Consider the following 25,607-nt stretch of genomic DNA (forward strand, 5'->3'; position numbering starts at 1 on the left):
TTCACGCTGGCCGATGGGGTATCATTGCGCCGAATTTCTATGCCGATGCGCGCCCTTAGCGGTGCGCCTCTCGCCCTGAAGCGGATAGCAAACCACAGTGGCCGATAACACCGACGACAAGACGCCCGGCAAGCCCGAGCCGAGCGATATTCGCCCTATTTCGATCTCCGAGGAGATGAAGCGCTCATACCTTGAGTATGCGATGAGCGTTATCGTCAGCCGTGCGCTGCCCGATGTGCGCGACGGCCTGAAGCCGGTGCATCGCCGCATTCTGTATGCCATGCAGCGCCTCGGCCTCGACTGGAACAAGAAGCATATGAAGTCGTCCAAGGTCGTGGGCGACACGATGGGCGACTTCCACCCGCACGGCAACCTGGCCATCTATGATGCGCTTGTGCGTCTGGCGCAGGATTTCTCCATGCGCGTGCCGTTGATCGATGGCCAGGGCAACTTCGGCTCCGTCGATGGCGATCCGGCTGCTGCCGAACGTTATACCGAAGCGCGCCTGTCGAAGATCGCGCAGTACCTGCTCGATGATCTCGACAAGGAAACGGTCGACTACAAGCCCAACTACGACGACCGTCTGCTTGAGCCGTCGGTGATGCCGGCGAAGTTTCCGAATCTGCTCGTCAACGGTGCGGGCGGCATCGCCGTCGGCATGGCGACGAACATCCCGCCGCACAATCTGGGCGAAGTGATCGACGCGTGTCTGGCCCATCTCGACAATCCGGAAATCTCGATCGATGAGCTGTGCCAGATCATCCAGGGCCCGGACTTCCCGACCGGCGCGCTGATCATTGGCCGCCACGGCATCCTCTCCGCCTACCACAAGGGTCGCGGCTCGATCCTGATGCGGGCGAAGGTTGAGGTGGAGGAGATCCGCAAGGATCGCGAGGCGCTGATCGTCACCGCCATCCCCTACCAGATCAACAAGAAGACACTGATCGAGAAGATCGCCGATCTGGTGCGCGAGAAGCGCATCGAGGGCATTGCGGACATCTGGGACGAAACCAACCGCGAAGGCATGCGCATCGTCATCGAGCTCAAGCGCGATGCGGTTGCGGATGTGGTGCTGAACCAGCTCTATCGCTATTCCGATCTGCAGACGACATTTGGCGCCAACATGCTGGCCATCAATGGCGGCCGCCCTGAGCAGTTGCACCTGAAGGACATCATCGAGGCGTTCACGCACTTCCGCGAAGAGGTGGTGAGCCGGCGCACGAAATACCTGCTGCACAAGGCGCGTGACCGTGCGCACGTGTTGGTGGGTCTCGCCATTGCTGTCGCCAACATCGACGAAGTCATCAAGCTGATCCGCCACGCGCCGAGCCCCGCCATTGCGCGCGAACAGCTGATGGAACGCGCCTGGCCGGCAATGGACATCACGCCGCTGGTGGAGCTGATTGCCGATCCGCGCCATACGGTTTCCAGCGATGGCACCTACCGTCTGTCGGAAGAGCAGGCCAAGGCCATCCTAGAACTGCGCCTTGCCCGCCTTACCGCTCTGGGCCGTGACGAAATCGGCGATGAGCTGAAAAAGCTGGGCGAAGAGATCAAGGAATATCTCGCCATTCTGGCTTCGCGCCTGCGCGTTGTGGAAATCGTCAAGGGCGAGCTGACGGCGATCCGCGATGAGTTCGCCACGCCGCGCAAGACCGAGATCCTCGACATCGAGGGCGACGTTGACGACGAAGACCTGATCCAGCGCGAAGACTGCGTCGTTACCGTTTCGCACAAGGGTTACATCAAGCGCGTTCCACTCGGCACCTATCGGGCGCAGCGCCGCGGCGGTAAGGGTCGCTCGGGTGCCGGCACGCGCGATGAGGACGTCATCACCACGCTGTTCGTGGCCTCGACGCATACGCCGGTGCTATTTTTCTCATCGCGCGGCATGTGCTACCGCATGAAGGTATGGCGCCTGCCAGCGGCAACTCCGCAGGCGGTGGGCAAGGCGCTGGTGAACCTGTTGCCGCTGGCGCAGGGCGAAGTCATCACGTCCATTCTACCGTTGCCGGAGGATGCCGAGACCTGGGGCACGCTGCAGCTTGCGTTTGCCACGCGTTCGGGCCGGGTGCGCCGCAACGCGCTGACCGATTTCGAGAGCATCAATCGCAACGGCAAGATCGCGATGAAGCTGGACGATGGCGATTCCATCGTATCGGTGAACATCTGCACGCCCGAAAATGACGTGCTGCTGACGACTGCCAAGGGCCGTTGCATTCGCTTCCTGCTTGAAGATGAAGTGCGTCTGTTCAAGGGCCGCGATTCCGATGGCGTGCGCGCCATCAGGCTGGATGATGGCGACAGCGTCATTTCGATGACGGTGCTGACCCACGTCGATGCCGATGCTTCCGAACGCACGGCCTATCTAAAGCAGGCCAACATGCTGCGCCGTGCGCAGGGCGATGATGTCGCTGACGATGCCGTCGAGGTGGTCGAGAGCGATGCCGAAGCCGATGCGGAAGAGGAAGTGATCGAGGGCAACGCCGAGCTTACGCCGGAGCGTTTTGCCGAGCTTTCGGCCAAGGAGCAGTTCCTGCTTACGGTCTCGGAGCGTGGTTTCGGCAAGCGTTCGTCGTCGTATGAATACCGGACCTCGGGCCGTGGCGGCAAAGGCATCGTCGCTATGGTCATGAACGATCGCAACGGCCCGCTGGTGGCGTCGTTCCCCGTCGCCGATACGGATCAGATCATGCTGGTGACGGATGCCGGTCAGCTCATCCGTTGCCCGGTGCATGACGTGCGCATCGCCGGCCGCAATACGCAGGGCGTGCGCATCTTCAGAACCGACGCTGACGAAAAGGTCGTTTCGGTTGAGCACATTCCGGACGACGGCAGCGACGGCGACGAGGAGGGTGTCGACACAGCCCCCGACACCACCCCTCCAACCGCCGAATGAACGAGGAGACGGCAAAGGCTCTGATCGCCGAGTACCTCAAGTGGGGCGAATGCTTCAATCGCCTCACTGAGCTGTCGAACGAGTTGCCGGAAATGCAGGCGAAAGCGCTGCGCGGTGTTACCGCTGAGGCTGAATTTGCACTTTACGACGGTCTCGTAAAGATGGTCACGAGGGAGTTCCCAGAGCTCGAACCGTGGCCGGATGAGGACTAGGGCGGTCCATCCTCCCACCGTCATCCTCGGGCTTGTCCCGATGATAGCGAGGCGAGTAGTCGACTAACCCGGTGGCGTGTGAAGCGCCTTCAGCGTCGTCGCGATGGGGCTCGCCGCGCACAGCTCTTCCCAACTGGGCAGCAATATCTGGCCGCCACCGAGAGGGACTAGCAAGCCACGGGCACGGAACCGCGACGTGATACGGCTCAGCGTATCGGGATTGAGCGCCAGATAATCGGCGATGTCGGTGCGCGAGAGCGGATTGTCGATGCCAATGCCGGCAGCACCGCGCTGGCCGATGCGTAGCCCCAGTTCGATCAGCAGCGAGGCGAACCGTTCGTCGCCGGAAAGGGCGCCAATGATGGAGGCGTGCAGCGACGCGCGCGCATGCTGTTCGCCAAGGCGGCGCTGCATGTTTGCGTGCTGGTCGACGTTGGCGGCGAGCAGTGCCTCAAAGCCGCGCGCAGGCAAACGCCAGACTTCGGAGACGTTCAGCGCCGTCAGCGTTGCGTTCGGCAGTGGTGGCATGTTCGCGCGGCGAATGATGTCGCCCGGATAAAACAGCTCCAGCAGCTGGCGCGGCTTGCCAAGAATAGCAGCCTCAATACCGAGCAGGCCTGAGCGTACGATATAAACTGTATCGGGCGTCGGCTGATCGAGCGACAGGCGTTGACGCCTGCGCACCCGCACGGGCGTGGCATGCTCGCGCAGAGCGGCGTCAGTTTCTGTCAGCCGCGCGACCGGCAACTCGCCAACGCGGTCGCGGTTTGCAGTATCGGACATGGCGTTTTGTAGAATGATGGTCATGCGCGGACAGTGTCCGTGCAAAGGCGGAGGTTGGCTTTGATCGCCGTCAAAGGGCTTCGCGCCTTGGTGAATCGGGAACTGGCCACGCCGCCGCAGGGGGTTTTGATCCCGATCAACAGATTTGTTGCGGCCTCACCACAGCGCTGTCCGGAGCGTGCACCGGGCTGACAGGTGTCAGCTTGAGGCTTCGATAAACGATAGGAAAAGCGCGCAGTTAGGACGAACGCTCGCAACGATGGGCCGATGAGTCGTGACGCGATGCGCAGATGGCCCCGTTTGGAATGGGGGACGGAATGATGGGATTGAAGGCTTTGATGCTGGGCACCGCCACGATGGCGACAGTGGCTGCTGCCACGCTGGCGACGGTGGTCGCCGGGGCGATGCCAGCGCAAGCGGGCGACAACAACGGTAACTTCATGGTGCGCGTGCTGGCGACCGGAGTGCTGCCCGATACCGACGCAGGCGCAATTTCCGTGAACGGTGTGCCGACGTTTGCATCCGGTAACCTGGATGTGCCGAATGAGATCATCCCTGCGCTGACGCTGTCGTACTTCTTCAACAAGAACGTGGCGCTGGAGTTGTTCTGCTGCTTCGCGAACCTCGATGTCGATGGCAAAGGCGCGCTCGCTGGCACTGACGTTGCTTCAACGTGGATCTTCCCGCCAGCGCTGACACTGCAATATCACTTCGATCCGGTTGCGGGTCTGAAGCCCTATGTTGGCGCTGGCGTTCAGTACATCGCTTTCTTCGATACCAAGTCGAAGGCGCTGGGTGGCACGATGGATATCGATAACGCGTGGGGCTTCACGCTGCAAGCTGGCGTTGACGTCGAAATCGGCCAGGGCTGGTATCTCAACGCCGACGTGAAAAAGACGTGGCTCGATACGTCCTGGGAGATCAACACCGGCGGCAATGTTTTGTCCGGCAACATTGATGTCGATCCGTGGATCGTCAGCGCGGGTCTGGGCTACCGCTTCAATCTTGAGGACATTTTCGGCGCACGCACCGCGCAGGTGCCGCTGAAGTAACGCTTTTGGCGTTGGTTGTGCACGTTGACTACCGTCGTTGCTGAGAGACGGTTGACTGGGTGAGCGGGGCTGTTGCAGCGCCCTGTCTCACCCTTTTTTGTGCGGGCCGGTTGTTCAAAGCTGCGTTGGCGCGATATGACTGTTGTGGGCGTGCGCGCCGCGGCGAACAACGGAACACAACAGGCCATGGAACGCATCGGATTCTATCCCGGCTCCTTCGACCCGGTGACGTTGGGACACACGGATATCATTGCGCGTGCGTGCCGGCTGGTTGATCGCCTGGTGCTGGGCGTCGGCACACACGATGCAAAGCGCCCGATGTTTTCGCCGGATGAGCGCATCGGCATGCTGCGCGGCGATGTTGCGTCGATCGCCGCACGAACCGGCACGACGATCGACATCGTCACGTTCGGCGGCCTCGCCGTCGATGCCGCGCGGGAGGCGGGGGCGCAGGTGATCGTGCGTGGTCTGCGCGATGCCACCGACTTCGACTACGAAATGCGGATGGCGGGCATGAATGGCGAGATGGCGCCGGATGTCGAGACCATCTTTATCGCTGCGGGTCCCGGCGTGCGCCACGTCGCTTCCAGTCTGGTGCGTCAGATTGCGATGATGGGGGGCAATGTTGCGCCGTTCGTGTCCGCGGCCGTGGCGCAAGAGCTGGCCCAGCGGGTCGGCGGTTAACGCTTGCTGAACCATATGCGCGGCGACGCAGCGCTGGAACATGCTCCGTCGATGTCTGCCGCAGCGGGAAGTTGCGCGGCCGGTATGAAACGCTAAGAATGCGCGGCCGGCCGCCTGGAGCTGCCAGCGAGACCTTTGGCAGCGAGCGGAGAAACAGCGCCATGCGAATGTACAAGTGTCTGGCCGTAGCGGTTTGCATGATGGCCGGAGCGGCCTTGACAGGGCAGGCCAGCGCCGCCGGTTCGGAAGATATTCTCGTCATCGAGACGAAGGACGGCAACGTGCTGGTGCAGCTGCGTCCGGATCTGGCGCCGAAGCATGTCGAGCGCGTCAAGCAGCTTGCCAAGGAAGGCTTCTACGATGGCGTTAAATTCCATCGCGTGATCGATGGCTTCATGGCGCAGACGGGCGATCCCACCGGCACCGGCATGGGCGGTTCGAACCACCCGGATCTGCCCGCAGAATTTTCGAAAGAGCCATACAAGCGCGGCACGCTGGGTGCGGCGCGCACGAGCGATCCCAATTCCGCCAACAGCCAGTTCTTCATCTGCTTCACTGACGATGGCTGCTCGTTCCTCACCGGCCAATATACGGTTTTTGGTCAGGTGATTGAGGGCATGGACAACATCGACAAGGTTGCCAAGGGCGAGCCGCCGGCCAACCCCGACACGATGAAGAAAGTCTATCTGCAATCCGACGCGAAGTGATCGCGCCGTTGATGCTGATACTGTGATTGAGGGCCGTAGCGATCGATTGCTGCGGCCCTTTTTGCATTTTATGGCCGTATTGCTGGTCGATAGCGTGTGCGGTGTGGGATGCCCATGGAGCGCTGCTTCAGGGCGTGCTGTCATTCGGCCATTTGCCATAAGGGCGTAATAATCACCACATGCAGCGCAACCCAAGTGGCGGGCAATGCGTTGTCTTCTTCGGTCTTTGCAGGCGGCACGTGCTGTCTCACCTGCGCTGGCATTCGCCATTGCAGTGGCTGCGGTTCAGGTTTAAGCCCTGCCACGAACCTTTCCCCCAACAGATCAATCAGAAAAGCAACGGAGACCTTCCATGGCAGCCGATCCCGAAAATACGCTGATCATCGAAACCACGAAGGGCCGCGTCGTGATCGAACTGCGCCCCGACCTTGCCCCACAGCACGTCGAGCGCATCAAGAAGCTGGCCCGCGAAGGCTTCTATGACGGCATCGCGTTTCATCGCGTGATCGACGGCTTCATGGCGCAGACCGGTTGCCCGCGCGGCACTGGCACGGGCGGCTCTGAGTATCCGAACCTGCCGGCTGAATTCAACGCTGAGCCGCACGTGCGCGGCGTGTGCTCGATGGCCCGTGCCCAGAGCCCCAACAGCGCCAACAGCCAGTTCTTCATCTGCTTTGATGATGCAACCTTCCTCGATCGCCAGTACACGGTGTGGGGCAAGGTGATCGAGGGCATGGAGAATGTCGATCAGATCAAGCGCGGCGAGCCGGTGCAGGATCCAGATCGTATGGTCTCGGTGAAGGTTGGCGCAGACGCCTAAAAGTGCTTCCGGAAAAGTGGGTACCGGTTTTCCGATAAGAAGCACGGTTAGAAGAGTGCTTCCGGAAAAGTGGTCACCGGTTTTCCGATAAGAAGCACGGCAAAACAAATGCTAGAGCTGTCTCGCGAGCCGACGGCAGCGAGACGGCTCTAAGCTCACATTGAGGAACGCGTGGGATGAATACGCAGGCCGGTTTGCTTGTACTTTTCGCCGGGTTGGCCGGTGCTGCTGGTGTAGCGCTGGCGGCGATGGGTGCTCACGGCGGCGACACGGCCGGCCTGACAACGCCTGCGCACTTCCTTATCATGCATGCCGCTGCGGCGCTGGGCGCGGTGGCGGTTGCATTGCGCGCCGACAGAGCGTGCATCTTTCTGCTCGCGGGCTTCGTCATGCTCGTGGGCGTGACGCTGTTTTCTGGCGATATCGCGATGCGGACTCTGAGCGGCGACCGGCTGTTCCCGATGGCCGCTCCCATTGGCGGTTCGACGATGATGCTCGGCTGGGCGCTGGTTGGCGTCGCAGCGCTGCGCGAACTGTTTGCCCGCCGCGCCTGAGAAGGCGAAGCGCTTCACTTCACACTTCCGTACTGAAATCAATGTTCGCGTATCGGTATCGCCGCGCGGTGCATTCGCACGGCTTTGCGCGCCAATGCATTTCGCGCGCAGCTGGACGTAGGCGTCAGGCCGCGCCCTTAGCCTGCACCTTGGCGCGAAAACGCGCGCTGTCGACGATGATGCGCGTGTGATGGCCACGGCCAATCAGTTCACGTCCGTCGCGCGCTTCGAGTGCGAATGTCAGTTTGCGGCCATCGCGCTGGATCAGCTCGGCGCGGGCCGTCACCTCCATGCCTTGCGGCGTAGCGGCGATGTGCTCAACATCGATGTGGATGCCAAGCGTCTCCTGGCTGTCGTCCAGCGCGCTCTCGACGCAATCGACCGCAGCAGCTTCCATCAGTGCGACGAGCGCAGGGGTGGCGAAAACAGGCGCGCGCCCGCTGCCCATATGCGGTGCCATAAGGGTTTCGACGACACGGACCGTCGCGCTGCCGGTCCGGCCCAGTGGCAGCTCTGCTGAGTTGCTCGTTGCTGTCATTGTCGTCCCCCGCTTTGATGATGACGCAGCGTTACCATTTATTGCGGGGCGAATGCACGTGAGGAGAGTGGTGCCGGAGTCGATTGTGGCCAATCCGTGGCCGGGACAGCTCTGCGGCTGTGGAGGCGCGTCGGTGGCAGGGCTGGCCGTCGTCAGCGAAGCGGTTTGCCGTCGGCAAGTTGTTCAAGCGCCGTGATATCCCGGATACGCAAGCCGGATCCTTCAGCAGCGATGATCCCTGCCTTTTCAAGCAGCCTCAGCGTAGCGGCCAGCTCATTGACGCCCAGATCGAGATATCCGGCGACAACTCCGCACTTAAGATCATCCGCAATCAAGGTTGGGTCGCGGCCTTCGTAGGAATTGCATCGGGAGATGGTGACGAACAGGGCGGCGAGGCGACCGGCGACGTCCGGCAGCTTGGCGGCACGGGCCTCCGCATTGCGCAGGAGTGAGACCTCGCGTTCGATCGCGGCGGTGAGGGGCGCGGGTACGCCAGTGTCTTTATTCTGCGGCGCGGGCATCTCTGCCCTTGGGATGCAGCGAACGGTTGCCGGGATGTTGGCTTGGGCCGAGCAGGCGTGACGGTCGAGATAGCCAAGGCCGACGATATCGCCCGGGAACGCGAATTCGATGACATCCGCAGTGCCATCGGCGCCGGAGGTGAAGATGCAGATTGCGCCTTCCTCAACCCGAAAAACGTGAGTGCGGAGATCGCCAGCGCGGAACAGCACTTCGCCCTTGGCGAGGCGACGCACTTCTGCGGCGTTGCCGAGGTTGGCCGATTCCCGCGTTCCAGTGTGGCGGGCGCTTACTGATACTGGGTCAGATGGTGAGAGCATGGCGGTGGCGAGCTCGATACCTACGCAGACCACTGAATATTATGTGGCTACAATACAACAAGCAAGCAATTATGTGTTAATAATTGCTAATTTGTGCTAGACGCTTATGCAGGAAACGGAACAGGCGCCGCGTTTCCGTCGCGCCCACCCCAATCTCCAGCCAGTGGCTTACTGCGGCAGCCGGCAGGCATATGAAGTTGCAGCGCATTCCACGCCGAAGATGCCGGCTGAGGTGCAGGATTGCAGCTTGGCTTCGCCGATCACGGTGTAACCGCGATTGGACGCGACGTTGACGGCGCCCTGGGTTGCCATCAGCGTGGCGATGCTTTCTGTCAGGCCGCTGCCGACGGCGCGGAAACCTTTGCAGTCCTTGGCGCCGCGCGGAACCGCGGGATTGGCGGATGCGATAACGGGCGTCAACGCAACAAGGCTGACTGCGGCGGTGGCGAGCAGGAACTTCAACATGACGAGATCCCTCTGATGTCCGGCCGGCGCGTGCCGGATGGGCCAGCGCCCGAAGGCCGATTTCTTCAGTAAGCTGCGCTTGAGGCCTGTCATTCTCAAGGCGCCGGGGCACACAGTGTTGTGGATTACGCCCAGTGTTGCGCGGAAGCTTCTATCGCCGTCGAAGGAATCGGGGTGCGCGTCTCAGGGCTCCGTGGGGCAGGGGAAGTGGCGTGGGCTGCGCGGCCGGGAGGGCGGGGCCGATCCCTATAGCGAGTGCGAGAGGGGGCGCGATGCCTAGCGTGCCGCGTTTAACCTCGTGGAGCGTTCGTCCTCGGAACTGTCGTCAGCGTGGCTTATTCAAATGCTTCATGATCGGGGGAAGGCATCGGACCGATCGCCTCGATGCCATTGGGAGCAGGTCGACCCGTGGAAGACAAGTCGCGCGTCATCATCATTCGAGAAGATACGTTCCTTAAGGGCGAAATCCGCAACGCCGGTCGCATTGAGGTGTTCGGCTACATCGAAGGCGATGTCTTCACCGACAAGCTGATCGTGCAGCAGGGCGGCCGCTGTTTCGGCCGGATCAAAGCCGGTTCGGCGGAGGTCCACGGCCAGTTGCAGGGCGAGATCCACGTGCGCGAGGTGATCAACATCCGCGCAACGGGCGATGTGGCCGGCAATGTTAAATACGGCAAGCTTGGCATGGATCTGGGCGGCTCGTTGACCGCCGAGGTGCGCAACATTCCGCCTTCCATTTCCGGCGATCTCGACCTCTCCGTCGATCGCGGCAGAACCGCCCGCATTACGCTGCAGGATTTGTCTGCACTCGACCCCGATGACCGCGCCGAGGATCTGACCTTCACGGTGTCCGAGGTGCTGAACGGCTATGTCGTGCTGGCTTCCGATCCCGCGCAAGCGGTTGCCAATTTCACGCAGGCCGATCTGGAGCAGGGCTCGGTGCTGTTCCATCACGATGGCACGGGCGCAGAGCGCGCCGGGTTTGCAGTCGTCGTCGCGGATCGCGCCGGTGCGATGTCAAACGTGGCACAGGTGAACGTGGCGGTCCGCCCGGGCCGCTGACGGTCGCGTGCTGGCTCTAGTCAGCGATTTGGCTAATCGATTAGGCGCTAGCTGTGCGCAGCTTTGCCGAAGCGCTTGCGCAACGCTGCCTTGGCCTGTTCCAGCGTTGCCATCTCGCTGTCGTCCAGATTTTTGCCGGCGCGATTGATGTAGAAATCCAGCATGGACATCGCAGTACGATAGGGATCCTTCGTGTCCCGCTGCGGGTCTTCGGCCGAGTGCTGGAGCGCTGCGGCGATGACATCGGGATCAGCCGATTTGAAAATGCCCGGCGGCAGATCGTAGGGATGATCGTGCTCGGTAACGTCCTTCGACCATTTGTGGACCATGACGTTGCGTCCTTGCTGATGCGCAAACTGATATCTGAGCAAACTCGCCAAGATCAGAATGTTCCGTGACATCGACCGGAATAATTTTCGACAAATTGCGATTTAGACCGCAGCGGCTTTGCGAGAAATTGCGTCTACTATTGGCCGCATACTGAGCTGTCGCGGGGCTGAGTCAGATGCGGATATTTCGCTGGATCATGCTGCTAATCGTGGCCATCTGCGTGCTGCCGTTTATCTGCACACTGCTGGCGGATCTGATCGCCGCTATGGCGGGCTGCGATTTCAGTCTTGGCGCCAGCCACACATGTGCTATCGGCGGGCTGGACATCGGGCCGGCGCTGTATGTTCTGGCGATGCAGGGATACGCGCTGTTCTTCACCGTGCCGGTGCTGATGCTCGCGCTGCCGCTTTGGGCGATCGTCGAGATCGGGCATTGGCTGCGCAGCCGCCGTGCTGCACCGCTCAACGTAAAATAAGCGCGCCATCGGAGCGGCAGCGCTACTTGCAGCGAAGCAAATCGTCCGTGAAAGAGCTGTCGCGGAATGTCAGCGTGTCGCCCGATACGGTCAAAGTGAAGTTGTAATCAAATTGGGTGCCCTCGGCGCTGCATTGCGCGGATACTTTCCAGCCGCCCTCATGTTGGCTCAACGATGTGAACGTGCAGCGGCGCTCGAAACGCTCGTAGGTCGAGGCAGTGAAAACGTAAGGCGCGTCTTCACTCGCTTGCCCGACCGAGCACTGGGCTGGATCGAGTGACCAGGTGCCGACGAATGGCGGCTCCTCGGCATGCAGCGCTGTGGCGCCGAACAGCGCCGACGCCACGATGGCAAGCACCAGCGGGCGGATATGGCGAACGGTAGTCGTGGGCGTCGTCATGGCGTGTGCTCCGCTGGCGTTTGCTATCAGCAACTATCAAACGTCGAGGTGTTTGCCGAGGCGTCCGGCTACGTGCTGGGTGAACTGCCAGGCAACGCGACCCGACCGTCCGCCACGCGTGATGCTCCATTCCAGAGCCTCCCGCACCAGCTCATCGTCCGGTACGCCAAGACCGAAATGGCGTGCGTACCCGCGCACCATTTCCAAGTATGCGTCCTGACCGCAGTTGTGGAAACCGAGCCAGAGGCCGAAGCGGTCGGAAAGCGAGACCTTTTCCTCCACCGCTTCCGATGGGTTGATCGCCGTCGAGCGCTCATTCTCCATCATGTCCCGCGGCATCAGATGGCGCCGGTTCGAGGTGGCATAGAAGATGACGTTGTCGGGCCGCCCCTCGACGCCGCCTTCCAGCACCGCCTTAAGGGATTTGTAGCTGGTGTCATCGTGGTCAAACGAGAGGTCGTCGCAGAACACGATGAAGCGGTGCGGGCTGGACCGCATGGCGGCGAGGCATCGCGGCAGCGAATCGATATCTTCGCGGTGGATCTCAACCAGCTTCAGGTCGCCCGATTTTGCCGGGTCACTGGCCAGCCGCTCTCTCACGTCTGCGTGAACGGCCTTCACCAGCGATGACTTGCCCATGCCGCGCGCGCCCCACAACAGAGCGTTGTTCGCGGGCAGGCCACGGGCGAATTGCTCGGTGTTGGCAATAAGCTGCGGCGCTACGTTGCCGACGCCCTTCAAGAGCTCCAGCGGTACCCGGTTTACCTTGTGGACCGGTTCAAACCGCTCTTTTTCCGCCGACCAGACAAAAGCCGATGCGACCTCCAGATCGATCGGCTCCGGCGGCGGCCCGGCCAGCCGTTCCAGTGCGGTGGCGATGCGCTCCAGCTGAAGCGTCAGTTTGGCGTCGTCGTTCATGGTCGGACCTGTAAATTCAGTCATCTAGGGCTTTTTTGCTTGCCGGAGAGGGGCAGTGCTTCTATAGCGCCGCCGAGCGGCAAGTCACACGGGTTGTGTGGCATCGCACAACCGGTCCCTGTATTGCAAAGAAGCTGTTGGACACTATAGTCACGGCTCTTTTCACTCAGGGCAGTCGCGCTTATCTGCGCTCGCGCAGGTAAATGCACGCCGTCCGCCTATCATCGGCAAGGGGAAGCACTAGCATGTTCATTACGCCAGCATACGCGCAGGCTGCCGGAGCGAGTGATCCGTTCATGGGTCTGATCGCACCGATGCTGGCCATGATCGTCATCTTCTATTTTCTGGTGATCAGGCCCCAGCAGCAGCGCGCCAAAGCCCACCGCGAGCTCATCAATCAGATCCGCCGCGGTGACACAGTTGTTACGGCAGGCGGGTTCGTTGGCAAGGTGACAAAGGTTTCCGACACGTCCGACGAAGTCGAGGTTGAGCTTTCCGACACGATGCGCGTGCGGGTGCTCAGGTCGACGCTGATGGATGTCCGCAGCAAGGGCGAAGCTGCGAAAGAAACGGCGTAAAAGGTCGGCCGCCGCCACTTGGCGTTGGCTGCAAACGGGATCGGTTGAATAGATGCTGCACTTCGAACGCTGGAAGATCATCGCAATCGTCATGACCTGCATGGCGGGCATCTTCTTCACGCTGCCCAACTTCTTCTCCAAGGAGACGGTTGAGAGCTGGCCGAGCTGGATGCCGCACAGGCAGCTTCCGCTTGGCCTCGACCTGCAAGGCGGCGCCCATCTTCTTCTCGCCCTTGACACCAAGGAGCTTGAGAAGGACTGGCTGACGACGATGCGCGATGACGCCCGCAAGCAGCTGCGCGAGGCGAAGCCAGGCTTCACCGGTCTTGGTATCGTCGGCAACGCGGTGCAGGTGAAGATTTCGAAGCCTGAGGAGCTGGAGAAGGCGAAGGAAGCGCTCGACAAGCTGGTGCTGCCGATTGGCAGCGCGCTTATGGGCACCGGCGCCAACGACATTTCCGTTACCGTTTCGGGCGCCGACACCATCACGTTGGCACCGACCCAGCCCGGTATGCAGCACCGCATTTCCAGTGCGGTCAGCGCCGCCATCGAAACCGTCAACCGGCGTGTGAACGCCATGGGTACGTCGGAATCGACCGTGGTGCGCCAGGGCTCCGACCGTATTCTGGTGCAGTTCCCCGGTCTGCATGACACGACGCTGCTGAAGGACCTGATCGGTCAGACGGCAAAGCTGACGTTCCACTCTGTGCATCCGACCATGTCGGCCGAAGACGCTGCGCAGTCGCGTCCGCCGGTGGGCTACAAGGTTTATCCGGGCGTTGAAGGCGAGGAGAGCGGCCGAAGCTATCTGCTGCGGGATTCGCCGGTTGTTTCGGGCGAAGACCTTGTCGATTCTCAGCCCGGCTTTGACTCGCGCACCAACGAGCCGATCATCTCGTTCCGCTTCAATCAGTCCGGCGCGCGCAAGTTCGGCAATTTCACCAAGGATCATGTCGGCCAGCCGTTCGCTATCGTGCTGGACAACAAGGTTCTGTCGGCCCCGGTGATCCGTGAGCCCATTCTCGGCGGTTCGGGCCAGATCTCGGGCAGCTTTACGGTTGAGAGCGCCAATACGCTGGCGGTTCAGCTCCGTTCCGGCGCGCTGCCGGCCAAGCTGACCGTGGTGGAAGAGCGCTCGGTTGGACCCTCGCTCGGTGCTGACTCGATTGAAGCCGGTAAGCTTGCCGGTCTCGTTGGTCTGCTGCTCACCGCTATTCTGACCACTGTCGCCTACGGCACGTTCGGCGTCATCGCCTGCGTCGGCCTGCTGGTGCACGGCTTCCTCATTCTGGCGCTGATGACGATGATCGGCGCCACGCTGACGCTGCCAGGTATCGCGGGCTTCGTGCTCACGATCGGTATGGCCGTGGACGCGAACGTTCTCATCTACGAGCGCATGCGCGAGGAGTTGCGAAACGGCAAATCGCCGATTGCGGCCATCGAAAATGGCTTCCAGCGCGCGTTCGTCACTATTTTCGACAGTCAGCTCACGACGCTGTTTGCGGCCATCATCATGTTCTGGCTCGGCTCGGGTCCGATCCGTGGCTTCGCCGTTACGCTGACGCTCGGTATTCTTACTTCGGTGTTCGCTGCGGTGACGGTGACCCGTCTGCTGGTGGCTCTCTGGCTTAAGAGCGCCAAGAGCAAGGGCCGCATCACCGAAGTGCCGGTTTAAAGGGGCAAGCGATGTTTTTTCCGATTCCCGATTTCAAGGGGTTCGACTTCTTCCCGCACGGAACGCGCCTGCCCTTCATGAAGTACAAGGGCGTTGCGCTGGTGGCTTCCGTGGTTCTGATGGTTGCGTCACTGGCATTGTTCCTGACGCAGGGTCTGAACTATGGCGTCGACTTCAAGGGCGGTTCGCTCATTGAGGTGCAGTCGAAGTCCGGACCGGCGGATCTGTCCGAGGTGCGTGCCAAGCTCAATGGCCTTGGCATCGGCGACGTGCAGATTCAGGCGTTCGGTTCCGACACCGACTTGCTGATCCGCGTCGAGCAGCAGCCGGGCGACGAGGCCGCTCAGCAGGTTGCGATGAAGAAGGTCGTCGACGCGCTGGGTGATGGCTATGTCCAGCGCCGCATCGAAGTGGTGGGGCCTGCGGTTTCCAGCGAGCTTCGCTCGACCAGTATCATTGCGGTGTTTGCATCGCTGATCGCGGTAAGCCTTTACGTCTGGTTCCGGTTCGACTGGCAGTTTGCGGCTGGCGTTATCCTGTCGCTGTTGCATGACGTGCTGCTGACCATCGGCATTTTCTCGCTGTTCTGGCTGGAGTTCGATCTGTCGATCGTGGCTGCGGTGCTGACCATCGTCGGCTACTCGATGAACGATAGCGTCGTGGTGTCAGATCGAATTCGAGAAAACTTGCGCAAGTTCAAGCGCATGGAATTGAACGAGTTGCTCGACCTTTCGATCAACGAGACGCTGTCGCGTACGGTGCTCACGGGTATGACGGCGATTGCAGGTATCACGGCGCTGCTGCTGTTCGGCGGCGAGGTGATCCGCAACTTCTCGCTCGCCATGCTGCTCGGCATCGTCATCGGCACCTATTCGTCGATCTTCATCGCCGCACCGCTGCTTGGCTTCATCGGCATCAAGCGCGAGAACCTGATCGGCACCGCCAAGCCTGCACCCGGTGCAGAGAAGAGCAAAAAGGAACCGGCCGGCGCCGTTTGACGAGTGTAGCCCGCCGCTTCGCCATCGGGCTTGGCCGGTGGCGCCATGTTCCGCGCTTAGCAATCTGGGATCGTTGGCATAGCTGGCGATCCCATTATGCTGTTTGCTGTTCGACGAAATGCTCGCTGAGGACGCCGGATGCATGAAGCGCAGCCATATTTTCCCGGTCGTGCGCCGATTGACGCCTACGGTAACGGTGGTTTCCGCTTTGCCGACATGAGCCATCGCGGCTCGCTGCTGATCGTGCCGAGCGGCGTCTACGCGTGGGACATTGCCGATTTCGATGCCCTGATCGCCAACCCGCGCGCACCCTCGCTTGCGCGATTTCTCGACGAGCTGAAGCCGCCGGCGTTCGTGCTGCTGGGAACTGGCATTGAGCGTCGCATGCCGCCGAAGCCGATGGCAGATTTGTTCATGGCAGCCGGAATTGCGCTTGAACCGATGGCAACAGGGGCGGCGGCGCGGACCTACAATGTGCTGCTGGCGGAAGGGCGCACGTTCGGGGCGGCATTGATCGCGGTCGATTAGAAGTTTTTCTGCGGCGCTCCGTACTCGGCGGCCGGCTCCACGTAGCGAGTCGCCGAGTGCGGAATGGAAACCATGCGCTATTGCCCGGGCTGTGCTAGGCGCTGCATCGGAAACCATGACAACCATGTGCTGCGGGAGGGCCGAAGTTCATGGACGATAAAGATCGGTCGAGCGGAGCAGGGGTTGTGCGCGATGAAGCGCGCGTGCTCGATTATGATCGCTATCTCGCGGCGCTGCTTGCGCCGGTATCGGCCCGACACAATCTCATCACTCTTGCGGCGTTTCACGGCGAGATTGCACGCATTCCGCAGCAGGTGCGCGAACCCACGATGGCCGAGATCCGCCTGCAATGGTGGCGCGATGTGCTGGATGAGATCGCCACCGAAGTAACGGCTCCCGTTCGTGCTGAGAGCGGGGAGGACGAGGCGGCGATCGGCATGCCGCTGGCCGATGCTGTGCGGCGCGCGGTGGGCGCGGGCGGCATGGATGTGGCGCTGTTGGGTTCCATTGTGGATACCTATGACCACCTGATTTATGGTGGTGATCTAGCGGCTTCCGGCGCGGTGAGCGCGTTCGCAGCAGGCAGTCAGGGGGCCGCGTTCAGCCTCGGAGTGGCGGCGCTCGGCGAGGATGCGGGGGCGCCGGAATGTGATGCGCTAATCGCGGCGGCGGGGCAGGCGTATGGGCGGGTGCAACTGCTGCGGGCGTTGCCGGTGCTGTGCGCGCTTGGACGAAATCCATTCGGAACCAATGACTTGGATGCGGTGGTGACAGAACTGCGCACGGAAGCACTTGCATGGCTGGCTGAGGCGCGGGCAGGGTTCAAGGATGCGCCCCGCGGCGTGTTGCCAGCCATGCTGCCGCTTGCCCTCGTGGAGCCGTATTTGAAGGCTTTTGAAAGACTTGGCGACCGCTGCGTGACGACGGAAGCGAACGTCTCACCGCTGACACGGGTATGGCGGATATATTGGGCGTACCGGCGAGGACGGTTTTAGCTATCTTCGGGACCAGAAATTGGTGCGCTGCGTTCAAGACCCATCAATGGTTTTTCAAGGCGGATAAAGGATCGTTCATGGTGCGATCGGCCACCCGTTCGTTAGCGGCGTTAATCCTGTCGGTTTGCTCGCTGATGATGGCCTGCGGAGCTGGTGCACCGGCGATCGCTCAGAGTGCCGCTTTGCCATTGCCGCAGATCGCCTGGCGGGTGGAAAACCCGTTTCGCTTTTTCACCGATGCGACGGATACGGAAGTTCACCGCGCGACGTTTCTGGCGCTGCCACCGGCAGACCAATTGCAGCGACCCATCCTGGCCGCCGAGCAGGCGCTGAGTGTTCGCCATGACGTGAGCTGGGCAGAGACGATGTTCCGCGACACCTGCTGGAACTCGGACACCAACCAGTTTGTCTGCAAGGACGGGCGTTCGTACATCAATCCGACGTCGCACCGCGCAATTTTCCGCATCACGAATATCGATGAGGCGGCCGGACTGAGCTGCACCTGGCTGACGGCGCCGCGCAGTGGACCCGTCCGGGGTGACGCAGTGACATTGCCGTGCAGCGAAGAGGTACGTTTCGACATTCCCTATCCGTCGGGTGCGCGCGTCACGGTTGAGATTGGCGGGCGTGAGGTTGCTGCCGAGGATGTGCAGGTCAAGGATCTGCTGGTTGTCGGTATGGGCGATAGCTTCGCATCGGGTGAAGGCAATCCAGACCTGCCGGTTCGCTTCTCGCGCGACCGCAGTTCCGATTACGGCACGCACGGCGGCGTTGCGCTCAACGGGTATCCGGCGCGCATCGGTCCGTGGAAGCAGATCGGCGACAAGGGGTTTGTGAAGGAGAACTCGCGCTGGCTGGACCAGGCGTGCCACCGCTCACTCTATTCGCATCAGTTGCGCGCGGCGATGCAACTCGCCGTCGAGGACGACCATCGCTCGGTTACGTATGTCGGTGTGGCGTGCTCGGGTTCGGAAGTGACTTACGGCCTGTTTCTGAAATACGCAGGCAACGAGTGGGTGCCGAACCCGACTGACATGTCGCAAATTTCCGCGATTGCCGCCGCGCAATGCGAAGGCGACAACGCGCCGACGCAGGATCTTCCGGAAGCCTATCACATGAACGGCGCCATTCCGGAGTTGCGGGGCGGCCTGGTGCTGCGCAAGTGCGATGCCATCAATGCGCGGAAGATCGATCTGATGTTTGTCTCGGTGGGCGGCAACGATGTGGGCTTTTCGCGTTTGCTGGCCAACTCGGTTCTGGACGATGCTTCAACGCTACGCATGCTAGGCGGCTGGTTCGGACAGGTGCACGGTCTTGATGATGCGAGCCTCGGGCTGGAAGCGCTTATCAAGCGTTACAAGTCGCTCAATCGGGCGCTGCATTATCTGCTGCATATCCCGTGGGAGCAGTCCGATCGGATTTTGCTGACGGCGTATCCGGGCCTTGCGCTGCAAGGAGATGGCGTGAGCACTTGCCCCGATGGCGCGGCGGGCATGGACGTGCTGCCAGATTTCAAGTTCAGCGAGTCCAAGGCGCGCATTGGCACCTGGGTGGCCGACAAGCTGCACGTGACGATGAAGAAGGCGGCCGATCAATATGGCTGGAGCTTCGTCGATTCGCATCGGCGTGAGTTTATTGGCCGTGGCATCTGCGCAGGCAACACCACCGACGGCACGCGCATTGCTGACGATCTGCGTTTGCCGCGTAAAACGGCGGACGGCTGGCGCCCGTACAACCCGGCGGATTATCGCCCCTATGTGCCACGTCAACGCTGGTTCCGTACGCCGAACGACTCGTTCATGACCGGCAACTTCCATGTTGCGCCATCGCTGCTGCAGAAAGTGCTGAAGCTGGATGCGTTTGCATGGGTGCAGTTGCTGCTGGCGGCAACTTACTCCGGCGCATTCCATCCGACGGCGGAAGGTCAGGCGGCGATTGCGGATGCGGTTGCACACCGGGCGCGAACCGTGTTGCAGAAGTATGGTCAGGGCACGGAGAAGCCGGCGTTGGCGGCGACGGCACCGTCGATGCTGGACGAAACAGGCGCTGCTGCGTCGTCGATTGGCCCCGGCGCCGATAGTCTTCTGATTGCACCGGGTGGCGCTGTTCCGCCACCTGCACCGATCGAGCAGGCGCCCTTGCCGGGTGTTGCGCCGTCAGGAGTTGAGACGCCGGCCGGTGCGCAAGGCGGTGTGCTTACCGCACAGCCCGGCACGCTGAAAGCACCGGTTGCGTCAGGGGCTGTCGCTAAGGCAATCGATGCGCCAGCACCGCCGAAGGTGGGTGCAAATGGCGCAGTGCCTGCCCCGGCTACTGCGGGGCCAGTGTTGGAAAACCTGCCACCGGTTGCACCACCCGTTGCGCCTGCTGCGCCGAATGCGGCACCGGCTGCAGTGCCTGCTCCGGCAACCGGCGCTGCTTCAGCGCCCGCTCCGGCAGCCGCCGTGACGCCACTCGCTCAACCGGCAGTCGGTGGGGCATTGCCATCTTCGCCGCCAGCAGCCGATGCTGGCCCTTCACTTGATGGCGCGATGGGCGAGCCAGATGACGCGGCGCTGACGATGCCGGATCTGACGTTGCCGGCCGATCTGCTCAACGCGCCGCGTTCAGCACTTGAGGATGAGCAGGGCGGCGACGCGCTCAATTCAAAGGCTGTACTGCCGCCGTCGTCTGCTGTGCAGGCGCAGTGACACGCGACGCGCCCGGTGGTGCAAGCGCGCTGTGCTGCGCATCAGGCCGACGCGGGTAAGGACACTTCCGCCAGCCATGCGTCGATGTCTGCGAGCGCGCGCACGCTGACGGCACGCTTGCGCGCACGGCCGCGCTCCTTGCCCTTCAGCCGCTTGCCATCGGCATCGGTGGAAGGCTTCTCGATATCCGGCAGCAGACCGTAGTTGATGTTCATCGGCTGGAACGAACGCGCGCCGCTGTCGTCATCGTCGGCGGTGATGTGCCCGCCGGTGATGTGGCCGATCAAAGCGCCGAGCGCGGTTGTGTTCGGCGGCGGCGGACAGGGATGCCCCCGACGTTCAGCCGCTGCGAAGCGACCGGCCAGCAGGCCGATGGCGGCGCTTTCGACATAGCCTTCAACGCCGGTGATCTGCCCCGCGAAACGCAGGTGCGGCGCTGCCTTGAGGCGCAGTGCTGCGTCGAGCAGCTTCGGCGAATTGAGGAACGTGTTGCGATGCAGACCGCCGAGGCGCGCAAACTCCGCATCCTGAAGACCGGGGATCATGCGGAAGATGCGCACCTGTTCGGCGTGCTTCAGCTTGGTCTGGAAGCCGACCATATTCCACAGCGTGCCGAGCGCGTTGTCCTGCCGGAGCTGCACGACGGCATAGGGCCAGCGGCCTGTGCGCGGATCATCGAGCCCGACCGGTTTCATCGGGCCGTAGCGCAGCGTGTCGCGGCCGCGCTCCGCCATCACTTCGATCGGCAGGCAGCCATCGAAATAGGGCGTTGAGGCTTCCCATTCCTTGAAGCTGGTTTTCTCGCCGGCAATGAGCGCGTCGATGAAGGCTTCGTATTCCTCGCGGTTCATCGGGCAGTTGAGATAGTCGGCGCCGGTGCCTGCGGGGCCGGCTTTGTCATAGCGGGACTGGAACCACGCGATTGTGGTGTCGACGCTGTCGCGGTGGATGACCGGGGCGATGGCATCGAAGAAGGCGAGGTCGGCTTCGCCGGTGAGTTCGCCGATGGCGCTGCTGAGCGCGGCGGAGGTGAGCGGGCCGGTGGCGACAACGACGCTTTCCCATTCGTGCGGCGGCAAACCGGCAACCTCGGTGCGCTCGATGGTGATCAGCGGGTGGTCGCTGAGGCGGCGCGTCACCTCTTCGGCGAAGGCATCGCGGTCAACGGCCAGCGCGCCGCCAGCGGGCAGCTTGTGGACATCACCCGAAGCCATGATGAGCGAACCGGCGCGGCGCATTTCCTCATGCAGCAGCCCGACGGCGTTATATTCCCAATCGTCGGAGCGGAACGAGTTGGAGCAGACAAGCTCGGCCAGGCGATCGGTGCGGTGCGCGTCGGTGCTTTGCACGGGGCGCATCTCGTGGAGCACGACGGGCACACCGGCGGACGCGATCTGCCAGGCAGCTTCGGAGCCGGCGAGGCCCCCGCCAACGACGTGAATGGGTTTGATATGTTGCATGGCGCGGCAAGCTAGTGGAAAGCGCGCCGGGCCTCAACGGGGATGCGATTAACAGAGGGTGAAGATCGCCGGGGCGGATCGTCGGGCGGCGATTGTGGCGGAGCACCTGCCCGCGTGGGTTGTTGTGCTGGCGTTGGCAGCGCGGCCTGGGTCCGGCCCATTGCGGACATAGTTTCGCAACAGGTGGCGGACTATCGTCCGGTCGCCTTTCAATCACGCCGGTGGCTGCCTTTGCAGAAGGTGGCCCCGCAAGTTCTCAGAGATAAGCATGTCACGCTATGCCAAGCGGCTGGACCGCGATCTGGCCCGCTGGCGGGAGGCCGGATGGCTGAACGCCGAAGGTGAGGCCGCCATCCGGCAGGATGTCGCCGCGGGCGACCGCAACAAACTCGACCTCGCAACGGCGCTGGCCATTCTCGGTGCGGTGCTGATCGGGTTCGGCGTCATGAGCTTCGTTGCGGCCAACTGGAGCGAGATGCCGAGGCTGTGGCGTCTGGTGATGATTTTCGCCGGGCTGTTCGCCTCGTATGGCATTGCGGGCGCGTTGTACGAACGCAACCATTCCAACTTTGCCGATGCTGCGGTGCTGGCGGGCGTGGCGATCTTCGGCGCGGGCATCATGCTCATTTCGCAGATGTTCCACATCGAGGGCAATCCGCCCGATGCGGTGCTGGTGTGGGCGATCGGCGCGCTGGCGGCTGGCGTGCTGCTGCGCTCGAATGCGGCGCTGGCGGTGGCGCTGCTGCTGGTCTGCCTGTGGAGCGGATGGCAACGGACAATCGATGGCAGCGTGCATTGGTCATTTCTGCTCGGCTGGCTTGCGGTGGCGGCAGCAATTGCCGCGCAGCGCTGGGTAGGTGGATTGCATCTGGTGGCGGTGGCGCTGGCGGGCTGGATTATCAGCTTGGGCTACAGCCTGCTTGACGGCAGCGGCGGTGGCCATGGCGTGGTTGTCGTCATCGGCCTGCTGGTGTTTGGCGCCGGTGTGGCGCTGGCGAAGCTGGATGACGGCAGGCTGCATGACTGGGTGATCCCGGCCATCGGCTATGGTCTGGTGATCGCGTTCGCGGGGCTGTTTGCGATGCAGTTCATCGAAGGCGCGCCGCTCAATGAGTTTATCGTGCTCGCAGTCGCGGCGCTGGCGTTGGTGCTGGCTGGCATCGCTCTGGGACTGCAGCGGGGCAGCTCTGGATTGCTGTGGCTGGGCTATGCCGGTTTTTCGATTGAAGTGCTGGGGCTTTATTTCAAGACCGTGGGCACGCTGTTCGGTTCGTCGCTGTTCTTCCTGACCGTGGGCTTTGTTGTGGTTCTGCTGGCTTACGTGGCCTACCGCCTGCATGCGCGGGTGCACCCTAACCTGGAGGCTGCGCGATGACCGACGTATTCGCACATCGCAAACTTGAAACGCCGCGCCGTAATCTGTGGCTCGCGATTGCCGCCGTCGCGCTGGGACAGGCTGCGGTGCTGGGCTGGATGATCTGGGATCGCGCGTCGCTGCTCAGCCATGGGCGCGAGGTGGTGCTGGATGTGATCCCGGTCGATCCGCGCAGCCTGTTCCGCGGCGATTATGTGATCCTAGGGTACGACATCTCGCGCGTGAAACTGCCGGCCGGGTCGGTGGTGCCAAAACGGGGCGATGCGTTCTTCGTGACGCTGCACAAGGGTGACGACGGCAGCTGGACTTCCGTGGCGACGTCGGCACATCCGCCGGAGAGCGTTGCAGCGGGCGACGTGGTGCTGCGCGGGCGTGTGACCTATGCCTATCAGCCGTCGCGTAACGAAGCCGATCAGCAACCGAACATCGGGCTCAGCTATGGCATCGAAAGCTATTTCGTGCCGGAGGGAACAGGGCGCGAACTTGAGCGGATGGTCGGTGACCGGAAGATTTCCGCTATATTGGCCGTGGACGACAGCGGAACGGCGGCCATCAAAGGTCTGATGGCGGATGGAAAGCGCGTTTACGAGGAACCGTTGCTCTGACGGGCATCAGATTCCGGCCTCTGCTGTGACCTGATTGCCGCGTCGTGCGGCTTAATTCAGGTCTGGGGCGCCACTGCCTATCGAGGTGTCATAGAGAATCTGTCAGTGTCCATTGAATCACTGGCAAGAATTCACGCACCTGGGGGGTGGAAATGTTGCCTAGAACTATGTTGGCGTTGGCGGTAGCCGCCGTCACGATCACGACTGTAGTACCGGTGGCCATCGCGCAAGAAACAGGCCTGGCAACGGCCCTTCACGCTGTGCGCCGCGAAGGTGGAAAGCTGTGTCTGACTGACCATTGGCATTACGGCAGCAGCGGACGTCATTCGACCAAGGCCGCTGCCCAACGGGATGCCATTCAGTCCTGGCAGGATTTCACCAATCTTGAATATGGCCGCTCATGGGCGTTCTTCAGCCGCGCCGCCAGCAAGAAGGTGGGCTGCTCGCAGACCGCCGCCGGCTGGAGCTGCGATGTGGAAGCACGCGCCTGCAAGCGTTGATCCTGGTTTAGATGTCCCGCAGCGTCACTTGAGGGCGCTGGGCCTGCATGACGAATAGCAAAACGGCCACGTTGCGACGTGGCCGTTTTTTGTTGTGGTCGACGGTTGGTATTTTCCGGGATCAGGGCAGGCGCTGAAAATCTGCGTGCTGATCGTGCGCGTGCACTCATAAAGCAGGGGTGAGCGTGTGCGATACTTCGATGGGTCGCTCGGACGCGAGAAGTACGTTTTCCCGACGCAGGCCGGGAGCCGCGCAAGTCTCCGCGATAATTCCGCTGAAGGCACCCTTTAAACTGCACCGGCGGCCGGCTCCTCGCAGCGGAGTCGCCGGTGCGAAAGAACAATCACCGGCGGCCAGCGCCCCGCAGGGGTGTCGCCGGTGCGAAAAATGAAGCTGGCGTGGATCCCGACCGTCGTCGGGATGACGGTGTGCGGAGGTAGCGCGCACCAATCAGCGCTGGCAGCCGGCTGCGCGGAGCGCAGTCGCCAGCGCTAGCTAAAAATTCTCACCGATCCTCGTGCCGCATCCGGGTGCGGAACTGGTTGAGACGCTGCTGCGCCTGCGTGCCAGCGGACTGCAATGCCGATGTGCCCCATACGTGCAGTTTGGCGAACCAGGGTACGTACCGCGCCCGCATGCCGAAACCGCGCGCAATGATGCGTCGGACTGGCTCGTAGGGATCTGCCGCTGCCGCATTGGCGCCGAGACGGATCTCTTCCGCCAGATGGCGAAACAGATCTGCGCGCTCAGCGTCGCCATAAACAGTGTGGGTTGCGAGCGTGAGGCCGTTGAAGAAGCCGCTGCTGCCGCGCCCAACCGGCAACTGCAATGCAGCGGTGAAATCCTCAGGGATCGCCGGTTCATTGCGGATGAAGCCGATCACTTCGGCGCGCGTCAGGAAAGACAGACCACCAACGATCATCGCGGCTACGACCGGCAACAGATACTCGGCAACCGTGACGCTGATGCCGGCGGCATTCGCGACGTGACTGGACAGGTTTGCTGCGGCCTCAGGGCCGAACAATACATTCAATGCGTCTTTGCCGATGGTCTGCGTTGACGGTGCGCCCATCAGCGTGGGGGTCTCAAGCACGCGCTCATAATCGCCGTTGCCAAGCAACGTGATCAGGCGTGCAAGCCTGTCGCGCGAGAGCGCGTCTTCATCGAGTGACTGCGTGAGCGCATCCAGCATGACCAGTACGGCGGTCTTTGCCTGCATGCGCGGAAGATGAAAGGCTCGTGCCAGATTGCTGACAGCTTGCCGGTTCTGCGCCCGTGTGAGTTCGCCCCAGATGGGGCCACGGACGTTCTGTTCGGCGCCCAACGTCACGGGCGTCCTTCGCTCAGTACCAGAAGGTTTGGCAAGGCGTTGTCCTCCATGTTCGAGGTGTGTCGTTCACAGATTGTGTACGAACGTTTCCAACGTCGCGCCCTGACTAACACAACAATCGGAAAAATTAGCAG

27 protein-coding genes are annotated in these 25,607 nt (G+C 62.1%); 18 read left to right on the forward strand and 9 right to left on the reverse strand.

Features of this window, described 5'->3' with window-relative positions:
* The first annotated feature begins 97 nt into the window (after nucleotides 1-97).
* Complete coding sequence (gyrA, locus tag QEZ49_RS11250; protein ID WP_280386942.1) at nucleotides 98-2,899, forward strand: DNA gyrase subunit A; 2,802 nt, start codon at nucleotides 98-100, stop codon at nucleotides 2,897-2,899.
* Nucleotides 2,896-3,111 (forward strand): hypothetical protein, encoded by a 216-nt coding sequence (locus tag QEZ49_RS11255; protein ID WP_280386944.1) that lies wholly within the window; start codon nucleotides 2,896-2,898, stop codon nucleotides 3,109-3,111. Before gyrA ends, QEZ49_RS11255 begins: the two co-directional genes overlap by 4 nt.
* A 63-nt stretch (nucleotides 3,112-3,174) precedes the next feature.
* Here QEZ49_RS11255 and QEZ49_RS11260 read toward each other — a convergent pair whose 3' ends face one another.
* On the reverse strand, nucleotides 3,175-3,918 hold the full coding sequence (locus QEZ49_RS11260) for a Crp/Fnr family transcriptional regulator (RefSeq protein ID WP_280386945.1): 744 nt from the start codon (nucleotides 3,916-3,918) through the stop codon (nucleotides 3,175-3,177).
* 293 nt (nucleotides 3,919-4,211) lie between these two features.
* On the opposite strand from QEZ49_RS11260, the gene QEZ49_RS11265 reads away from it, so the two are divergent.
* From QEZ49_RS11265 to QEZ49_RS11285, 5 genes are all read left to right on the forward strand, one after another.
* Nucleotides 4,212-4,946: an OmpW family outer membrane protein gene (locus QEZ49_RS11265; protein WP_280386947.1), complete on the forward strand. Its 735-nt coding sequence runs from the start codon at nucleotides 4,212-4,214 to the stop codon at nucleotides 4,944-4,946.
* Nucleotides 4,947-5,132: 186 nt separating this feature from the next.
* Nucleotides 5,133-5,630: a pantetheine-phosphate adenylyltransferase gene (gene coaD / locus QEZ49_RS11270; protein WP_280386949.1), complete on the forward strand. Its 498-nt coding sequence runs from the start codon at nucleotides 5,133-5,135 to the stop codon at nucleotides 5,628-5,630.
* Between the two features lie 161 nt (nucleotides 5,631-5,791).
* A complete protein-coding gene (locus tag QEZ49_RS11275; RefSeq protein WP_280386951.1) occupies nucleotides 5,792-6,337 on the forward strand; it encodes a peptidylprolyl isomerase in 546 nt (181 codons plus the stop codon).
* A gap of 352 nt (nucleotides 6,338-6,689) precedes the next feature.
* Nucleotides 6,690-7,157, forward strand: a complete 468-nt coding sequence (locus QEZ49_RS11280; RefSeq protein WP_068459188.1) for a peptidylprolyl isomerase — start codon at nucleotides 6,690-6,692, stop codon at nucleotides 7,155-7,157.
* 176 nt (nucleotides 7,158-7,333) lie between these two features.
* Nucleotides 7,334-7,711 carry a DUF423 domain-containing protein gene (locus tag QEZ49_RS11285; protein ID WP_280386955.1) on the forward strand — a complete coding sequence of 126 codons (378 nt, stop codon included), beginning with the start codon at nucleotides 7,334-7,336 and terminating at the stop codon, nucleotides 7,709-7,711.
* Between the two features lie 124 nt (nucleotides 7,712-7,835).
* Here QEZ49_RS11285 and QEZ49_RS11290 read toward each other — a convergent pair whose 3' ends face one another.
* The 3 genes from QEZ49_RS11290 to QEZ49_RS11300 form a co-directional block, all read right to left on the reverse strand.
* Nucleotides 7,836-8,249 (reverse strand): thioesterase family protein, encoded by a 414-nt coding sequence (locus QEZ49_RS11290; RefSeq protein WP_280386957.1) that lies wholly within the window; start codon nucleotides 8,247-8,249, stop codon nucleotides 7,836-7,838.
* 152 nt (nucleotides 8,250-8,401) lie between these two features.
* Nucleotides 8,402-9,088: a Crp/Fnr family transcriptional regulator gene (locus tag QEZ49_RS11295; RefSeq protein WP_280386958.1), complete on the reverse strand. Its 687-nt coding sequence runs from the start codon at nucleotides 9,086-9,088 to the stop codon at nucleotides 8,402-8,404.
* Nucleotides 9,089-9,256: 168 nt separating this feature from the next.
* A complete protein-coding gene (locus QEZ49_RS11300; protein ID WP_173954581.1) occupies nucleotides 9,257-9,553 on the reverse strand; it encodes a hypothetical protein in 297 nt (98 codons plus the stop codon).
* 408 nt (nucleotides 9,554-9,961) lie between these two features.
* On the opposite strand from QEZ49_RS11300, the gene QEZ49_RS11305 reads away from it, so the two are divergent.
* The gene (locus QEZ49_RS11305; RefSeq protein WP_280386959.1) at nucleotides 9,962-10,615 is read left to right on the forward strand and encodes a polymer-forming cytoskeletal protein; all 654 of its coding nucleotides are present in this window, start codon (nucleotides 9,962-9,964) and stop codon (nucleotides 10,613-10,615) included.
* A gap of 47 nt (nucleotides 10,616-10,662) precedes the next feature.
* On the opposite strand, the gene QEZ49_RS11310 is transcribed toward QEZ49_RS11305, so the two are convergent.
* Nucleotides 10,663-10,944 carry a DUF3175 domain-containing protein gene (locus tag QEZ49_RS11310; protein ID WP_280386960.1) on the reverse strand — a complete coding sequence of 94 codons (282 nt, stop codon included), beginning with the start codon at nucleotides 10,942-10,944 and terminating at the stop codon, nucleotides 10,663-10,665.
* Nucleotides 10,945-11,120: 176 nt separating this feature from the next.
* Here QEZ49_RS11310 and QEZ49_RS11315 point away from each other — a divergent pair, with 176 nt between their 5' ends.
* Nucleotides 11,121-11,420, forward strand: coding sequence for a hypothetical protein (locus QEZ49_RS11315; RefSeq protein WP_280386961.1), 300 nt, complete (start codon nucleotides 11,121-11,123; stop codon nucleotides 11,418-11,420).
* A 22-nt stretch (nucleotides 11,421-11,442) separates the two neighbouring features.
* On the opposite strand, the gene QEZ49_RS11320 is transcribed toward QEZ49_RS11315, so the two are convergent.
* Nucleotides 11,443-11,820, reverse strand: a complete 378-nt coding sequence (locus tag QEZ49_RS11320; RefSeq protein ID WP_280386962.1) for a hypothetical protein — start codon at nucleotides 11,818-11,820, stop codon at nucleotides 11,443-11,445.
* A 36-nt stretch (nucleotides 11,821-11,856) separates the two neighbouring features.
* Entirely contained in the window at nucleotides 11,857-12,738 is an 882-nt protein-coding gene (locus tag QEZ49_RS11325) for an ATP-binding protein (RefSeq protein WP_280387296.1), read from the reverse strand.
* Nucleotides 12,739-12,983: 245 nt separating this feature from the next.
* On the opposite strand from QEZ49_RS11325, the gene yajC reads away from it, so the two are divergent.
* The 6 genes from yajC (at nucleotide 12,984) to QEZ49_RS11355 (ending at nucleotide 20,202) form a co-directional block, all read left to right on the forward strand.
* Entirely contained in the window at nucleotides 12,984-13,316 is a 333-nt protein-coding gene (gene yajC / locus QEZ49_RS11330) for a preprotein translocase subunit YajC (protein WP_068459202.1), read from the forward strand.
* 52 nt (nucleotides 13,317-13,368) lie between these two features.
* Complete coding sequence (secD, locus tag QEZ49_RS11335) at nucleotides 13,369-14,991, forward strand: protein translocase subunit SecD (RefSeq protein WP_280386963.1); 1,623 nt, start codon at nucleotides 13,369-13,371, stop codon at nucleotides 14,989-14,991.
* Nucleotides 14,992-15,002: 11 nt separating this feature from the next.
* Nucleotides 15,003-15,989, forward strand: coding sequence for a protein translocase subunit SecF (gene secF / locus QEZ49_RS11340; RefSeq protein ID WP_280386964.1), 987 nt, complete (start codon nucleotides 15,003-15,005; stop codon nucleotides 15,987-15,989).
* Nucleotides 15,990-16,127: 138 nt separating this feature from the next.
* Complete coding sequence (locus QEZ49_RS11345) at nucleotides 16,128-16,517, forward strand: MTH938/NDUFAF3 family protein (protein WP_280386965.1); 390 nt, start codon at nucleotides 16,128-16,130, stop codon at nucleotides 16,515-16,517.
* 149 nt (nucleotides 16,518-16,666) lie between these two features.
* Nucleotides 16,667-17,512 carry a squalene/phytoene synthase family protein gene (locus tag QEZ49_RS11350; protein WP_280386966.1) on the forward strand — a complete coding sequence of 282 codons (846 nt, stop codon included), beginning with the start codon at nucleotides 16,667-16,669 and terminating at the stop codon, nucleotides 17,510-17,512.
* Nucleotides 17,513-17,589: 77 nt separating this feature from the next.
* The gene (locus QEZ49_RS11355) at nucleotides 17,590-20,202 is read left to right on the forward strand and encodes a hypothetical protein (protein ID WP_280386967.1); all 2,613 of its coding nucleotides are present in this window, start codon (nucleotides 17,590-17,592) and stop codon (nucleotides 20,200-20,202) included.
* Nucleotides 20,203-20,243: 41 nt separating this feature from the next.
* Here QEZ49_RS11355 and trmFO read toward each other — a convergent pair whose 3' ends face one another.
* Nucleotides 20,244-21,662, reverse strand: coding sequence for a methylenetetrahydrofolate--tRNA-(uracil(54)-C(5))-methyltransferase (FADH(2)-oxidizing) TrmFO (gene trmFO, locus QEZ49_RS11360; protein WP_280386968.1), 1,419 nt, complete (start codon nucleotides 21,660-21,662; stop codon nucleotides 20,244-20,246).
* A 268-nt stretch (nucleotides 21,663-21,930) separates the two neighbouring features.
* Here trmFO and QEZ49_RS11365 point away from each other — a divergent pair, with 268 nt between their 5' ends.
* The 3 genes from QEZ49_RS11365 to QEZ49_RS11375 all read left to right on the forward strand — a co-directional run bounded on the left by QEZ49_RS11365 (nucleotide 21,931) and on the right by QEZ49_RS11375 (nucleotide 24,142).
* Nucleotides 21,931-23,037 carry a DUF2157 domain-containing protein gene (locus QEZ49_RS11365; protein ID WP_280386969.1) on the forward strand — a complete coding sequence of 369 codons (1,107 nt, stop codon included), beginning with the start codon at nucleotides 21,931-21,933 and terminating at the stop codon, nucleotides 23,035-23,037.
* Complete coding sequence (locus QEZ49_RS11370; protein ID WP_280386970.1) at nucleotides 23,034-23,642, forward strand: GDYXXLXY domain-containing protein; 609 nt, start codon at nucleotides 23,034-23,036, stop codon at nucleotides 23,640-23,642. The genes QEZ49_RS11365 and QEZ49_RS11370 overlap by 4 nt, the downstream gene beginning before the upstream one ends.
* 152 nt (nucleotides 23,643-23,794) lie before the next feature.
* Entirely contained in the window at nucleotides 23,795-24,142 is a 348-nt protein-coding gene (locus tag QEZ49_RS11375) for a hypothetical protein (RefSeq protein WP_280386971.1), read from the forward strand.
* A gap of 506 nt (nucleotides 24,143-24,648) precedes the next feature.
* Here QEZ49_RS11375 and QEZ49_RS11380 read toward each other — a convergent pair.
* Nucleotides 24,649-25,473, reverse strand: coding sequence for a DUF937 domain-containing protein (locus QEZ49_RS11380; protein WP_280386973.1), 825 nt, complete (start codon nucleotides 25,471-25,473; stop codon nucleotides 24,649-24,651).
* Nucleotides 25,474-25,607: the final 134 nt, after the last annotated feature.

This window comes from Hyphomicrobium sp. D-2 (assembly GCF_029872155.1).
Taxonomy (GTDB): domain Bacteria; phylum Pseudomonadota; class Alphaproteobacteria; order Rhizobiales; family Hyphomicrobiaceae; genus Hyphomicrobium_A.

Excerpts from the sequence above, each read along its gene's own strand:
- QEZ49_RS11255 (WP_280386944.1), top strand. The coding sequence starts at position 2,896 with ATGAACGAGGAGACGGCAAAGGCTCTGATCGCCGAGTACCTCAAGTGG.
- QEZ49_RS11260 (WP_280386945.1), bottom strand. The coding sequence starts at position 3,918 with ATGACCATCATTCTACAAAACGCCATGTCCGATACTGCAAACCGCGAC.
- QEZ49_RS11265 (WP_280386947.1), top strand. The coding sequence starts at position 4,212 with ATGATGGGATTGAAGGCTTTGATGCTGGGCACCGCCACGATGGCGACA.
- coaD (WP_280386949.1), top strand. The coding sequence starts at position 5,133 with ATGGAACGCATCGGATTCTATCCCGGCTCCTTCGACCCGGTGACGTTG.
- QEZ49_RS11275 (WP_280386951.1), top strand. The coding sequence starts at position 5,792 with ATGCGAATGTACAAGTGTCTGGCCGTAGCGGTTTGCATGATGGCCGGA.
- QEZ49_RS11280 (WP_068459188.1), top strand. The coding sequence starts at position 6,690 with ATGGCAGCCGATCCCGAAAATACGCTGATCATCGAAACCACGAAGGGC.
- QEZ49_RS11285 (WP_280386955.1), top strand. The coding sequence starts at position 7,334 with ATGAATACGCAGGCCGGTTTGCTTGTACTTTTCGCCGGGTTGGCCGGT.
- QEZ49_RS11290 (WP_280386957.1), bottom strand. The coding sequence starts at position 8,249 with ATGACAGCAACGAGCAACTCAGCAGAGCTGCCACTGGGCCGGACCGGC.
- QEZ49_RS11295 (WP_280386958.1), bottom strand. The coding sequence starts at position 9,088 with ATGCTCTCACCATCTGACCCAGTATCAGTAAGCGCCCGCCACACTGGA.
- QEZ49_RS11300 (WP_173954581.1), bottom strand. The coding sequence starts at position 9,553 with ATGTTGAAGTTCCTGCTCGCCACCGCCGCAGTCAGCCTTGTTGCGTTG.
- QEZ49_RS11310 (WP_280386960.1), bottom strand. The coding sequence starts at position 10,944 with ATGGTCCACAAATGGTCGAAGGACGTTACCGAGCACGATCATCCCTAC.
- QEZ49_RS11315 (WP_280386961.1), top strand. The coding sequence starts at position 11,121 with ATGCGGATATTTCGCTGGATCATGCTGCTAATCGTGGCCATCTGCGTG.
- QEZ49_RS11320 (WP_280386962.1), bottom strand. The coding sequence starts at position 11,820 with ATGACGACGCCCACGACTACCGTTCGCCATATCCGCCCGCTGGTGCTT.
- QEZ49_RS11325 (WP_280387296.1), bottom strand. The coding sequence starts at position 12,738 with ATGAACGACGACGCCAAACTGACGCTTCAGCTGGAGCGCATCGCCACC.
- yajC (WP_068459202.1), top strand. The coding sequence starts at position 12,984 with ATGTTCATTACGCCAGCATACGCGCAGGCTGCCGGAGCGAGTGATCCG.
- secD (WP_280386963.1), top strand. The coding sequence starts at position 13,369 with ATGCTGCACTTCGAACGCTGGAAGATCATCGCAATCGTCATGACCTGC.
- secF (WP_280386964.1), top strand. The coding sequence starts at position 15,003 with ATGTTTTTTCCGATTCCCGATTTCAAGGGGTTCGACTTCTTCCCGCAC.
- QEZ49_RS11345 (WP_280386965.1), top strand. The coding sequence starts at position 16,128 with ATGCATGAAGCGCAGCCATATTTTCCCGGTCGTGCGCCGATTGACGCC.
- QEZ49_RS11350 (WP_280386966.1), top strand. The coding sequence starts at position 16,667 with ATGGACGATAAAGATCGGTCGAGCGGAGCAGGGGTTGTGCGCGATGAA.
- QEZ49_RS11355 (WP_280386967.1), top strand. The coding sequence starts at position 17,590 with ATGGTGCGATCGGCCACCCGTTCGTTAGCGGCGTTAATCCTGTCGGTT.
- trmFO (WP_280386968.1), bottom strand. The coding sequence starts at position 21,662 with ATGCAACATATCAAACCCATTCACGTCGTTGGCGGGGGCCTCGCCGGC.
- QEZ49_RS11365 (WP_280386969.1), top strand. The coding sequence starts at position 21,931 with ATGTCACGCTATGCCAAGCGGCTGGACCGCGATCTGGCCCGCTGGCGG.
- QEZ49_RS11370 (WP_280386970.1), top strand. The coding sequence starts at position 23,034 with ATGACCGACGTATTCGCACATCGCAAACTTGAAACGCCGCGCCGTAAT.
- QEZ49_RS11375 (WP_280386971.1), top strand. The coding sequence starts at position 23,795 with ATGTTGCCTAGAACTATGTTGGCGTTGGCGGTAGCCGCCGTCACGATC.